This is a genomic window from Pontibacter harenae (assembly GCF_020907245.1).
In the GTDB taxonomy this organism is placed as follows: Bacteria; Bacteroidota; Bacteroidia; order Cytophagales; family Hymenobacteraceae; genus Pontibacter; species Pontibacter harenae.
This window is the reverse complement of the sequence record NZ_JAJJWH010000012.1, coordinates 20,508-34,406: the sequence shown is the minus strand read 5'-3', so window position 1 is coordinate 34,406 and position 13,899 is coordinate 20,508. Positions and strand designations below refer to the sequence as shown.

Annotated in this window: 8 protein-coding genes and 1 tRNA gene; 7 read left to right on the top strand and 2 right to left on the bottom strand. The window is 42.1% G+C overall.

The annotated features are described in order from the left end of the window. Positions 1–63 precede the first annotated feature (63 nt). Both LN893_RS08425 and LN893_RS08420 read right to left on the bottom strand, forming a co-directional pair. On the bottom strand, positions 64–396 hold the full coding sequence (locus tag LN893_RS08425) for a helix-turn-helix domain-containing protein (RefSeq protein ID WP_229969371.1): 333 nt from the start codon (positions 394–396) through the stop codon (positions 64–66). A gap of 166 nt (positions 397–562) precedes the next feature. Then, entirely contained in the window at positions 563–1,783 is a 1,221-nt protein-coding gene (locus tag LN893_RS08420) for a site-specific integrase (RefSeq protein WP_229969370.1), read from the bottom strand. A gap of 137 nt (positions 1,784–1,920) precedes the next feature. Between LN893_RS08420 and LN893_RS08415 the strand changes: the two genes are divergently transcribed. The 7 genes from LN893_RS08415 to LN893_RS08385 all read left to right on the top strand — a co-directional run bounded on the left by LN893_RS08415 (position 1,921) and on the right by LN893_RS08385 (position 13,872). Further along, a tRNA-Ser gene (locus tag LN893_RS08415) sits at positions 1,921–1,985 on the top strand. A gap of 717 nt (positions 1,986–2,702) precedes the next feature. Then, positions 2,703–4,271 carry a SusR family glycan utilization regulator gene (gene susR, locus LN893_RS08410; protein ID WP_229969369.1) on the top strand — a complete coding sequence of 523 codons (1,569 nt, stop codon included), beginning with the start codon at positions 2,703–2,705 and terminating at the stop codon, positions 4,269–4,271. Between the two features lie 673 nt (positions 4,272–4,944). Beyond that, positions 4,945–7,989 (top strand): SusC/RagA family TonB-linked outer membrane protein, encoded by a 3,045-nt coding sequence (locus LN893_RS08405; RefSeq protein ID WP_229969368.1) that lies wholly within the window; start codon positions 4,945–4,947, stop codon positions 7,987–7,989. Between the two features lie 27 nt (positions 7,990–8,016). Then, a complete protein-coding gene (locus LN893_RS08400) occupies positions 8,017–9,597 on the top strand; it encodes a RagB/SusD family nutrient uptake outer membrane protein (RefSeq protein WP_229969367.1) in 1,581 nt (526 codons plus the stop codon). A 27-nt stretch (positions 9,598–9,624) separates the two neighbouring features. Beyond that, the gene (locus LN893_RS08395; protein ID WP_229969366.1) at positions 9,625–10,650 is read left to right on the top strand and encodes a SusE domain-containing protein; all 1,026 of its coding nucleotides are present in this window, start codon (positions 9,625–9,627) and stop codon (positions 10,648–10,650) included. Between the two features lie 204 nt (positions 10,651–10,854). Next, positions 10,855–12,222, top strand: a complete 1,368-nt coding sequence (locus LN893_RS08390) for an alpha-amylase (protein ID WP_229969365.1) — start codon at positions 10,855–10,857, stop codon at positions 12,220–12,222. 81 nt (positions 12,223–12,303) lie between these two features. Continuing rightward, positions 12,304–13,872, top strand: coding sequence for an alpha-amylase family glycosyl hydrolase (locus tag LN893_RS08385; RefSeq protein WP_229969364.1), 1,569 nt, complete (start codon positions 12,304–12,306; stop codon positions 13,870–13,872). Positions 13,873–13,899: the final 27 nt, after the last annotated feature.

Sequence of the window (13,899 nt, the reverse complement as noted above, 5' to 3'; positions counted from 1 at the left end):
TGTGCCAGAAATTAGAAGGAAGGGGATTTATGAGGGGGAATTGAAGAAACTTTAGTTCATTGGCTACGCTCTCCTTTTTCTTTTGAAGCAGTTTAACACTAAATTATTCGTTTGTTCCTCAATTGTGCCCTGAGCGCCTTCATTCATCCAGTTAAGCAACGCTTGCCTGTTAAACCATAGCTTACCACCCTTTTTAACAAAAGGTATCTCTCGCTTTGAAACTTTGCAATACAGTGTTTGCACAGCATAGTTAGTTAGCTCGCTTGCTTGCTGTATGGTCATAACTTCGGGTTCTGTGTTGCCTTTGGTGGTGTTTGCCTGTAGCCTCTTAATCTCTATCAGCATGGATTCTACACGCTGAAGCTGCACCGCAATTGTAGCAAATGGGTTCTCCATATTTTTAGCAATAAAGTGTATAATTGTGTGTTTAGGGAAGGAGTAGGAACTACCTACACCTATTTAACACATAAAGAGAGGGAATCTAACGGCAGAACTGAAAAAAATAAAAAGAACCACTTGTTTTTTATACTAAGTGGTTCTTTTTCAGATTAATAGTTAAGTATCAGAATGAAGTAAGCAAGGCTGCAACTCTCTTCTGTTCCTCTGTAGCGAAGTTACCCAAGTAATTTTCTGTGACTATCTTATTGGAGTGACCAAGTGCTTTGGAAATAAACTCCGTGCTGATATTCTTGTTCATAAGGACATTGCTGTATGAGTGCCTTGCCCAATAAGTTGTTATATTATGCTCAAGTCCTACATGACCTGCAATACGCTTCATATATGTATTAATATTCTTAACTGCCTGTTTCACCTTGGAAACCTCTTGTTCTGCACTAAGCCCATCTTCTAAGATAGGAAACACATACATATTTGGTTCTACAGGCTTGTTACCCCATCTTTTTATTATAGCCTTAGAGTACTCTGTTAGAACAGCTACTATAGGCTTTAAATTTTGCCTCTTTGTATTCTTAGACTTACTTCTGATGAATGTGATATAGTCAGTGCTAATATTTGAATATCTAAGGTTAGCTATATCAATCATGTTCGCACCGTTGCTGAGGTATGAAAATAGCCATAAATCACGTGCCCTTGCTTCACTGTCATGCACGGGTTCGTATTCAACTATTTTTTTCACTTCATCTAATGTTAAACCTCTATTTACATTTCTGCTTGTTGGAATGACAAAGTTTCGTTTACCAAATGGGTATAGTTTCTCATTCACAAGACCATCAGCTATAGCACTATTGAATACTGCTTTCAAAGGACGTAGGTACATACCGATGGTAGAAGTTGACCTTTTCCTTGACAACATCCATTTCTCGTACCGCTTCAAGAACTCAGGGGTTACTTCTGCAAACGGTAGGTTAGCTCTACCGTGAAAGGCTTTCACGGAGCGAAGGGCATCTGTGTAGCTTATTGCTGTTGTTATACGGCCTTCTTCTTTAATACTGTTGATGTAATCTTCAAACGCTGAGAAGACATCAACTTTACTTACAGAGTTTAGAAATTGCCTTTCAAAGCTTGGGAAAGTAAAAACATCCAATTTATCTATCACCCCTCTTGCTTTCTGTTCAACTCCATTAAATTTCAATTGCAACGTTTTGTAGTTACCTCTTGGGTTATCGCCTTGGGTACGGGTAAAGGCTTCTTCAGTCAAAGAAACTCCAACTAAATAATACTTCTGTTTGCGTAGATGTGTAAGGCGTAGCTTAACAGGATAAGTACCATCCTTCAATGCTCGTCTTGTGTCAAGAATGATTTTAGTTGCTACAGGGTTCTCCATGTGGTGTATGCAAATAATTGGTTCGCACATACAATTTGCATACAATTGATGTAAATAGCAATATTTGCATCAATGAATATAGAATCCAAAAATGCCTTTATTGAGCCTATTATAAAGTTTTATAAAAGTAGATAAACGGGTAAAAACGGTAGGGTGCTGACTCATAATCAGTAGGTGCCTGGTTCGATTCCAGGTGGGCCCACATTAAAAATTAAGCACTTACATCGTTTATTCGAAGTAAGTGCTTTTTTATTTGTTTACATTTTGCAATCAAATGTTGTAAGGTTTGGTAGAACCTGCTTAATTTTTTGGAGGAGTAGATTTGGTGATCTTGAGAGTTTCATCCGTGAAATAAAAAGCTTTATTGAGAGGTGATGCAATAATTCACTTCAAGGCTTCCTGGGGCGTTGCTTTTTACCCTTTAGTTGAATGTAGCACTGCAGAGGCGCTTTAAAGCTAACAACAATGCTGCTAAACGTGTTTTAGGCAACTCCCGCACACTTACAGCACCTGGTCGGTCTTGCCGTGCTTAACTGTTTATTAGATCAAATGCATCAGAGAAATTAGATTGCGCCATACTTTGATAGTAGTATGGTAACATAGCACATCTTAGGACAAAAAAAACCTTCCTGTAAGCAATCAACCATTCCCTCCTTTTAACAAAAGGATCTTAGATATTTTAAAACCTATCTACACTCTTTCTTTCCACAGCCTCTGAGTAATTTTAATTTAATATATATCTATGTATCGAGCTTCTACAGTATTTAAAAACTATACGTACATGGTGTTGTTAAGCTTGATAAGAGCTTAAGTTAAATGTAACTTTAAGGGTTATTTCGCCCATTGAATCCTAAATATGAATTATAAAGGGATATTGTGTCTCTTCCTGTTTCTGTTTTGTGCACCTATTGTGGCTTGCTTGGCACAGTCCGAAAGCTTGCTAGATGAGCTTACTCAAACCATTGGTAACAAAGATGTTTATGTAGAAGCTAGACAAGACCGAATAGAGCAGCTAAAGCAAAGACTTGTGAACAGTGGTGCTAAGTCGCCTCTGGAAAAATATAATGTTTACAACCAACTGTATAATGAATACAGTGCCTTCCAGTTTGATTCGGCCTTTACCTATGCACTGAAGCTTCAGGAAACAGCTTGGCAATTAGACGATCCTACCAGAAAGGCCTATGCCAAACTGAAAACAGTGCTTACGTTGCTGTCTTCAGGAATGTATAAAGAAACCTTTGACTCGTTAAGTACAGTAAATTTAGAAAATATGCCCGATAGCATAAGGGTAGAATACTATATGCTTAAATTCAGGGCTTATCATGATCTGGCTTCATTCAACTCAAATGTCCATTATTCAGATCGTTACTTAAACGTAGGTATCAATGCCCTGGACTCGGCTTTGGCCTACAGCAGTAAAAATACGCTGCAATACTATTACTTAAGAGGGCACCTATACTACTTAAAAGGTATGAAAGGTCCGCGTGAAGGAAACTTAGAAAGGGCGGAAAAAGATTTTAAACTGATTATAGATAAATTGAATCCTTCTTACCACGAATATGCTAAATCTGCCTCCCTGCTTTCCTCTATATATAACCTAAACGGAGAGACAGATAAAGCAATTGATTGGATGGCAAGGGCTGCCACCGCTGATGTTAAAGCAGCCGTGAAGGAAGGCGTTGCACTTATGACACTCGCTGAGTTTCTGTATCATAACGAAGAAGAGAGCAGGGCATACGAATACATAAAGCAGGCGTTGGAGGATGCAAACTTCTACGGTGCAAAGCAGCGTAAGCTCTATGTATCTACTATTTTGCCGATTATAGAAGGAGAGCGGCTGGCAACAGTAGAGCAACAGCGGAGCAGTTTGTTTACCTATGCCATTGTCGTAACCATTCTTACTGTGTTGGTGCTGGCATTTGCTTTTATCATCTTTAGGCAGATCAGGCTGCTTAAAGCTGCCAAGAGAACAGTAACTGAGGCGAATCAAACTCTAAACGAGACTAACCATAGTTTAATTGAAGCTAACAGGATCAAGGAAGAGTATGTCGGCTACTCCTTTAGCCTGTACTCTGGGTATCTAAATAAAATTGATCGGCTGAAGAAATCGATTGATACGAAGCTGATGGCCCGTAAGTACGATGAAATTGGCCATGTAATGAAGAGTATCAACCTGAAAAAGGAGCGGGAGAACTTGTATGAAGGCTTCGATAAAGTTTTCCTCCGGCTGTTTCCTAACTTCGTGGCTACCTTTAATTCTTTTTTTAAGGAAGAAGATAAGTTTGTGCTAAAAGACCAGGACTCTTTAAATACTGAACTGAGGATTTTCGCTCTTATTCGGATTGGTATTCACGACCATGAACAAATAGCGAACATACTGGAGTACTCCGTCAGTACAATCTATAATTACAAAACGAGGGTCAAGAACAGGTCAATTCTGCCTAACGATGAATTTGAGAAGAAGGTAATGGAAATTCAGGCCTTTTAACCATCCCTTTACAACCAATTAAATGTTAAATAGCTAGAGGCACTAGTCTCCGTTATGCTACTATCATAAAGCTCTGCTATGCATAGCCACAGTTTTGTGCGTCCTCATATTTCAGTTTTCTCAGCCGTATTGAATAGTTACAGATACTAGTTATTTCGTGTGTTTCTGTCGGGAATGGTTGCCTGTGTCAGTCTTCCAAAGCAGAGAGCAACTACTCATTAAGCTGGACTTGTGCGCCATCTATTGTTTGAGGGATGTGCGTATTTTTGAAAAGCTATTCTATTGATTAGTTACTCATCTTTTTTAACAGTAAAACATCTCTTCTCTCGTTGCTTTATAGCTACTCACTAATTAATGACTAAAGCTTTGTTATGGTTTAGTAACAATAGGTTTATGTGGTACTAATAGTACTATATAGGTTTTTACATGTGGAAAAAGGGCTATATTTTGTCTACTTTTTTTTAGCTAAACTCGATACCTTTTTTACTGATAATGAGTATGTTAAGATTGATGTAGCGCATATATTTTCTACTTTTTCATTTTGAAAGTTTATTTTGCCTTGTGTTATGTTGAATTTTGTTAAAAGTAAGTGTGTGGTCGCTCATTATTTATTTGCTCAATGAGACTACACGCAAAACTAAATGTTATACCTAACTACTTTAATCAAAAATTTATGAAGAAAACTGTATCTAAGTGGTTACAGCATACTTCCAATATGCATCACTCTTTTACCAGAGTGCAGACTCAGACAAGAGCAAACTTAGTTGTTTCTCTCATCTGTTCATTTCTGCTACTCGCTATGCCTGTGATGGCACAGAGTGGCCTGGCTGTAACTGGAACAGTAAAGGATGAAAGCGGCATTGGGCTACCTGGTGTTACTGTATTGCTTAAAGGAACTACAACTGCCGCTCCCACCGATATCAATGGTAACTATACCATTAATGTACCGAACGGTGAAGGCACACTTGTTTTCTCCTACATAGGCTTCTTAGCACAGGAAGTGCCTATCAGCAACCGCTCCACTATTAATGTAACCCTTAGAACAGATGCGAAAGCACTGGACGAAGTGGTGGTGATTGGTTATGGTACACAGAAACAGCAAGATGTTTCGGGGTCTGTTGCTACTGTGAGCTCAGAAGACTTTCAGAAGGGCAACGTTAACACGCCAGAGCAGCTAATTACTGGTAAGGTGGCAGGTGTGCAGATTACGTCTAACGGCGGACAGCCAGGCTCTGGAAGCTCTATCCGCATTCGTGGGGGTGCATCCTTAAGTGCAAGTAACGATCCTCTTATCGTGGTAGACGGAGTGCCACTTTCTGGTTCTGGTATATCAGGGGCATCGAATCCGCTGAGCCTGATCAACCCGAACGACATTGAGTCTATGACTGTTTTGAAAGATGCGTCTGCCACGGCTATTTATGGTTCGCGGGCATCTAATGGCGTTATCCTTATTACTACTAAGAAAGGCCAAAGCGGCAAGCCGAGTATAAATTTCAACACAAAGTACATTGTTTCTACCATTAATAAGAAGGTAGATGTGTTGAATGCCGATCAGTTCCGAACTTATGTAAATGAAAATGGTACTGAGGAGCAGGTAGCCATGTTAGGCGATGCGAACACCGATTGGCAGGACGAAATCTATCAGACTGCTACGGGTACAGACAACAATCTAAGCGTATCAGGTGCTTTGAAAGATATTCCGTATCGTGTGTCGCTGGGCTATCTGAACCAAGATGGTGTGCTGCGTACGGATGAGTTTGAGCGTAAGTCTGGTGCCATTAGCCTGACGCCACAGTTTTTTGATGATCACTTGAAAGTTGATTTGAACGTGAAGGGCTCTATCACAAACGCCCGTTTTGCAAACCAGGGGGCCATTGGCGCTGCAGTTGCTTTCGACCCTACGCAGCCAGTGCGTGCTGAAAACAGGTTTGGTGGTTATTTTGAGTGGTTAAATGAAGAAAACAGTGTTGTGCGGCCAAACCCTAATGCATCAAGAAACCCTGTTTCAATGCTGGAACTGAGAGATGACCGCAGTGAGGTACAGAGAAGCTTTGGTAATGCCCAGATTGACTATAAATTCCACTTCCTGCCTGAACTACACGCTAACCTGAACCTGGGTTACGATGTAGCAAAAGGCCAAGGAACTATTTATGTGCCAGCAGAGGCTGCGCAAAGCTACAATGTTGACCCAAGCTTATCAGGTATAAATAACAAATACCTGCAGCGTATAAATAACAAAGTAGTTGAGTTCTACCTGAATTATGCTAAAGACTTTTCGGCAATCAGCAGCAATATTAATTTAACAGCTGGCTATGGTTTCTACGACAACAAAACCACAAACTATAACTACGCCAGCTTTAGTGCCATCGGAGATACAATTCCAGGATCTGAGCCTGTATTCCCATTTGATATTCCGCAAAACCGCTTGAAGTCTTACTATGGTCGTTTAATTTATACTTTAAAAGATAAGTATATCTTTACGGGTACCATTCGTACAGATGGTTCTTCCAGATTTTCACCAGAAAACAGATGGGGCGTATTTCCTTCAGCCTCTGTTGCCTGGCGCATCAGCGACGAAGCATTCCTGAATACCTCGCAAACGCTTTCTGACCTGAAACTGCGCTTAAGTTATGGTGTTACAGGGCAGCAGGAAGGTATAGCTAACTATTCTTACCTGCCGGTTTACAACCAAAGCGTGCTTTCTTCGCAATATCAGCTAGGAAATGATTTCTATTACATGTATGCGCCGTCTGCCTACGATGCTAACATTAAGTGGGAGCAAACCGCAACCGCTAACGCAGGCTTAGACTATGGTTTCCTGAATAACCGTATCAGCGGTTCATTAGATGTATACTATAAGAGAACAAAGGACCTTTTAAGTGTTATTTCCGTTCCTGTAGGATCTAACTTCAGCAACCTGCTTCTTACCAACATAGGCAACATCGAGAACAAAGGCCTGGAGTTCAGTGTGAACGGTGTTGCAATAGATAAAGAGGATTTGAACTGGAGCATTGGGGTTAACCTAACCGCTAACAGAAGCAAAATTACAAAACTGACTGCTTCAGATGACTCTACTTTTGCGGGTAATTTAACAGGAGGTATAGCAGGCGCAACAGGTCAGAGCATACAGATCAACTCTGTAGGGTTCCAGCCATATTCCTTTTATGTATACAAGCAAGTGTACGACGAGAATGGCAACCCAATTGAAGGTGTTTATGCTGACCTAAATAACGATGGCGTCATTAACGATGAAGATCTGTACCGTTATAAGGCAGCGGCTCCTCTGGTAACTATGGGCTTCAACACACAGGTAGATTACAAGAAATGGAGTTTTAGTACGATTGTGCGTGCTTACCTGGGTAACTACATGTACAACAACGTTGCTTCTAACTTAGGGGTAACACGCAACATACTAAACCCGTCTGGATTCCTTGGCAACAGCAGCACAAGCATCTATAACACCAACTTCTTTAATAACCAGTTCCAATCTGATTATTATATAGAGAATGCCTCGTTCCTGCGCATGGACAACTTTACAGTGGGTTATGATGCTGGCCGTGTGTTTAATGCAACTGATCTGCGCCTGAGCTTTACCTGCCAAAATGTGTTCACAGTTACAAATTATTCAGGTGTTGACCCTGAAATTGGCAGTGGCATCGACCATAGCTTTTACCTGAGACCAAGAACCTTTGTGGTTGGCTTAAACCTGGGCTTCTAATCCAAACTATTAATTAAAGAATCAGAAATGAGAAAATATTTTATAAAAGCAACCGTACTGGCAACCATATGTTTAGGCACCTTTACTGCTTGCGACACTGAACTAGACCTAACACCAACTAATGCTACGACCTCAGTTACTGTTTATGGTACTTTGGAAGGTTATAAACAAGTATTAGCCAAAGTATATGGTGCCTTTGCCCTAACAGGTAATGCTGGTTCAGGTAGCTCAGACTTAGGAGGTATAGACGCTGGTACTTCCGACTTCCTGCGCCTGTACTGGAATGCACAGGAGTTACCAACAGATGAAGCACACACAATCTGGAATGATCCTGGATTGCCTGACTTCCAAAATTTGAATTGGACTTCCAGCAATATCTTGTTGACGGGTCTGTATAACAGGATTTTCTACCAGATCACAATGGCTAATGAGTTTATCCGTGAGTCTACTGAGGGTAGTGTAAATGGCAGAGGCTTTTCAGAGGCTGAAGCAGAAACTATTCAGCAGTACCATGCGGAGGCTCGTTTTTTGCGTGCTTTCCAGTACTGGGTAGCCATGGATTTATTCGGTAACCCTCCGTTTGTTACAGAAAACGATCCTATAGGGAAATACATTCCACCGCAGATCTCAAGGGCTGAATTGTTCGACTACTTAGAGTCAGAGCTTTTGGCCATAGAGCCGCAAATGGTGGCACCACGCCAGAACGAATATGGCCGTGCCGACCAAGCTGCTGTTTGGGCACTACTTGCCAGGCTTTACCTTAATGCGGAAGTTTATACGGGTGAAGCACGTTACTCTGATGCTATAACCTATGCCAGCAAAGTAATAGAGTCTGGTTATAGCCTGGAAGAAAACTATAGAGAGCTGTTCCTGGCCGACAATAACATTGATAACAGCGAGACAATTCTGCCAATTAACTACGATGGGGTGTACACGCAAAACTATGGCGGAACTACCTATATTGTTAATGCAGCCATTAATGCTGAAATGCATCCAGCAGCTTTTGGTGTGCCCAATGGTGGCTGGGGCGGTTTACGCAGCACTAAAAACTTGCCTTTACTTTTCCCTGACTACAGCGGTGCTACAGATACAAGAGCCATGTTCTACGGCGATAAGCTGGAGATAGATGATCCGAGTGCCTTTACTGACGGGCCGAAAGTAACCAAGTTTAAGAACATTACTTCTACTGGTACCACGCCTCAGCCTGCTGGTGTGTTCGTGTCTACTGATTTTCCGCTGATGCGCTTAGCTGAGATGTATTTAGTTTATGCAGAAGCAGTATTGCGTGGTGGCACTGGTGGAGACTTAAACACAGCTGTTGGTTATATAAACGCATTACGAACAAGGGCCTATGGCAACACATTTGCTAATGTTAACAGCATAACGCTCGATTTTGTGCTGGAGGAAAGAGGTCGCGAGTTGTATTGGGAAGGCTTCCGTCGTACTGACCTGATTCGCTACGGTAGGTTTACAACAGATGCTTACCTGTGGCCTTGGAAAGGTGGCGTGCAAGAAGGTAGAGGTGTTAGCCAGAACTATAGACTGTTCCCGATTCCGTCAACAGATATCATTGCTAATACCAATTTGGTTCAGAACCCTGGTTACTAATAGCTTAATTTAAATCAGAGATATCAAATGAAAAGTTTTTCTATAAAAAATATAACGCTGCTAAGCTTGGTGCTCATTCTGTTCTCTTCTTGCGAAAAAGACGAGGATAGGGTAGTGGCTAGCTCAGAAGGAACGGGTGCTACCATATCGGCTTCTGCCAACACCCTGACTTTGCAAAAGGAAAATGCAGAAGATGAGGCCGTGGTCTTTAACTGGACTAAAGCCGATTTTGGTTATAGTGCAGCTGTTACAAACACGCTACAGTTTGCCTTGGCTGGTACTGACTTTGCTATCCCCAAAGAAGTTAATTTAGAGGGAGGCGAGTCAGCTAAAACCTATAGTGTGATTGATTTGAACGCCCTGTTACTTTCTATGAGCCTGCCTACAAATACAGATTCAGAGGTGGAGGTGCGTTTAAAGTCGCAAATTTATAACACTGATGCCATTGCACCAGTTTACTCTAACGTGGTAAACCTAACGGTAAATCCGTATCCGCTGATCTCTTTTGTGTATGTGCCAGGTGCTTACCAGGGCTGGACTCTGGCTACTGCCGATAGTCTTATCTCGCCTACAAGCAACGGTATTTATACAGGTGTTATCAACTTCCCTGCAGGGGCTACAGAGTTTAAAATTACACCTGCTAAAAACTGGGATGTTGCCTATGGCGAAGCAGGTGATGGTGCAGTAAGCACCTCTGCAGAAGGTAACTTATCTGTGCCAGCGGCTGGTATGTACCGCCTAACGCTAAACCTGAACGAGAATACCTTCACAGCCGCGCAGTATAGCTGGGGCATTATTGGTGATGCTACGCCAAGTGGCTGGGGTGCTGACACAGACATGACTTATAATAACGGTACCCAAACCTGGTCTATCACGACAGAACTTACGCCAGGGGTCTTAAAGTTCCGTCTGAACGACGATTGGGGTACAAACTACGGTGGATCTGGCGGTACTTTAGTTCAAGACGGTGCCGACATTGCCATTGCCTCTGCTGGTACCTATACTGTAACCATGGATCTTGTAAACAATACCTATTCTATTGAGCAACAGTAGATTTTTGCCAGGAACAAACCATCCTTTGTTCCTGGCAAAATAAATTCTTATAAACTGATGCTGTTCAAAAAGCTTCGGGGAGAACAAAGCCTTTCCTGATAAACCTAAAGAGTAATAGCGCTTTCTGCTTTACACCTAATGGTGCTGTAAAGCGCTCATACTTAAAATCCAGGTAATTAAGGTTGCCTTGATCTGACTTATAACATGGCCTATACTATCAAAGCAAAATTTGCGTCAACCCTGTGTGCGCTGGCTGCCTCAACCGTTTTATTCTCAGCATGCTCAGATAAAGAGACTGATGAAGTAGCACCCGTCTTGCCTGAAATAGAAAGTACAACTCCCTCAGATGTGGTGATGATGCAGGCCTTTTACTGGGATGTGCCAGCTGGAGGAATTTGGTGGGATAACCTTAATACAAAACTCGACTCTTGGAAAAGCGCAGGGATCACTACTATTTGGCTACCTCCCATCTCTAAAGGACAATCCGGGGCTATGTCGATGGGTTACGACCCTTACGATTATTTTGATTTTGGGCAGTACAACCAGTATGAAACAGTTGAAACAAGATTTGGCTCTGAAAGGGAGTTAACTTCTTTGCTCAACAATGCCAAAAACAAAGGTTTTAAGCTTATTGCAGATATTGTTTTAAACCATAATTCAGGTGGCTTTTCTGAGTATAGCCCTTACACTGGAGAGTATTACTATACAGCATTCAATCCCGCATCTGGTAAATTTATTCGTTCTTATGAAGATTTCCATCCGAACGCTATTCATGAGTCCGATGCTGGCTACTTTGGAGGTTATCCTGATCTATGCCATGAGGTACAGAACGTGCAGGATTGGCTGTGGAACAGAGAAGATGGTGTAGGGAAGTACTATAAAAACACATTAGGTTTTGATGGCTGGCGGTTTGACTACGTGAAAGGCTATGATCCAAGTGTGGTAAAAGCCTGGAATACAGCAGTAGGAGGTAGCGTTTCCATAGGGGAGTACTGGGATACTGACGTGAACCTGGTTTACGATTGGTGTTTAGAAGCCAACAGTGGCGCTTTCGATTTTCCGCTGTACTACGCTCTGGATAATGCCTTAGATAACAACCAAATGTATAACCTGGAAAACAAAGGCCTTGTTGCCAAAGACGCATCTTTGGCCTATACCTTTGTGGCAAACCACGACACAGATGAAATTTCGGCAGACAATAAACTACTAGCTTATGCTTACATCCTAACTACTGAAGGTACGCCATTTATCTTCTACAAAGACTATGAATCTCTGCTAGATAAAGAAAAGCTGAACAACCTCATCTGGATCAAGAAAAACCTGGCTGCTGGCTCCACAACTCAATTATTTGCGAGCGCAATTGAGTACTTTTTCCGCAGAAACGGAACCCCTGGTTTGGTTTGCTTTCTTAACAGTGGCACTACCACAAAAGAGCGTACAGTGCAGACACAGTGGGCTAATACTGTACTGAAAGATTATACTGGCGAATACCCAGATGTTACAACAGATGCAAGCGGAAATGCTACGATTTCTTGTAAAGCAAAAAGTTATGTGGTGTATTCACCTAAATAAACACAGAGGACATGGCTTAGTACTGTAGCCTCGCTCAATTTGAACTTTGGCTTTTGCCATGTCAGACACATAAAACTATAGATGGAAAAAAGAAAATTGATTCACCTTCTTCTTGCCCTTACGCTTACCATATTTGGTGGAGTATCGGTAAAGGACGTTAAAGCACAACAAAGTAATGTAAGTAAGTGGCCTAAAGGAGTCACCTACGAAATTTTTATACAGTCTTTCGCAGACTCAAATGGCGATGGCATTGGAGATATAAAGGGTGCAACGGCTAAGCTGGACTACCTGCAAAACCTAGGCGTGGAGGCTGTGTGGTTAATGCCTATCAATCCGTCTCCTTCTTACCACAAGTATGATGTAACCGACTACTACGGCATCCACCTTGATTATGGCACCATGGATGACTTCAAGCAATTTATCTCTGAGGCGCACAAGCGGAACATTAAGGTAGTGATTGATATGGTGCTGAACCATAGCTCCAGCGAACATCCTTGGTTTAAAGAAGCGCTGGCAGATGAAAACAGCCCCTACCGCGAATATTATGTATGGACGCATAAAAATGACCCGCAAGCCCAGCGCGAAGGGAAAACAACAGGTGCCGATTCCTATAATACTCAACACTGGCATAAGGTAGATGGTAGCGATTACCTGTATTATGGTTATTTCTACGGTGGTATGCCCGATCTAAACTATGATAGCCCGAAGCTGCGTGAAGAAGTATTCAAGATTGGCCAGTTCTGGTTTTCTGAGGTTGGCGTAGACGGTTTCCGCTTGGATGCAGCCCGCCACATCTATCCAGACGAAAGAGCTACGGACAACCACAACTGGTGGATATATTTCCTGAGCGAGATGAAGAAAGCTAATAAAGATGTGTACTTGGTAGGAGAAGTATGGGCGCCAGCCGAAATCGTTGGGCCTTACCTGAAGGGGTTGCCAGCGCTATTCAACTTCGATATGGGCTTTGCCATTACAAAAGCCGTGAATGAGGAAGATGCAGGAGACTTGGTAGCGAACCATAAAAAAATACGAGAATACTATCAGAACATAAACCCTGATTATGTTGACGCTACTTTTCTAACTAATCACGATCAGAATCGCATTATGAGCGAGGTGAACGGCGATATGAACAAAGCCAAAATGGCGGCTGCGCTGTTGCTGACGTTGCCAGGATCGCCTTATCTGTACTATGGTGAGGAAATCGGCATGCGAGGCAAAAAGCCAGATGAGTTGATCCGTGAGCCTTTTTTATGGGATGTGAAAGCCAAAGATAAAATCCGCACCACCTGGATGCAGCCCCGTTACTCCACCGACGAAAGCGTGCCGCCGCTAGCGGTGCAGATGAAAGACAAAAACTCCATCTATAACCACTATAAGTCTTTGCTGCAGCTACGAAACAAGAGCCAGGCGCTAACCTATGGCGAACTGGTGCCTTTAGAGCTGAATACGAAAGGCTTGAGTGCTTTTGAGAGAGCCAGTGAAAAGCAGTCTTTACTGGTTTTGCACAATCTTTCTAAGGACCCAATTAGCGTAAAGCTGCCGCAGCAATTGTCGGGGTACAAAAAAGTATACTTTAAAAACAAAGCTGCTAAGCTGAACAAAGGAACAGTCTCTATTCCAGCTTACAGCACTGTTGTGCTGGAGAAGTAAGCATTTAGAAAAAATGAGCATCATACT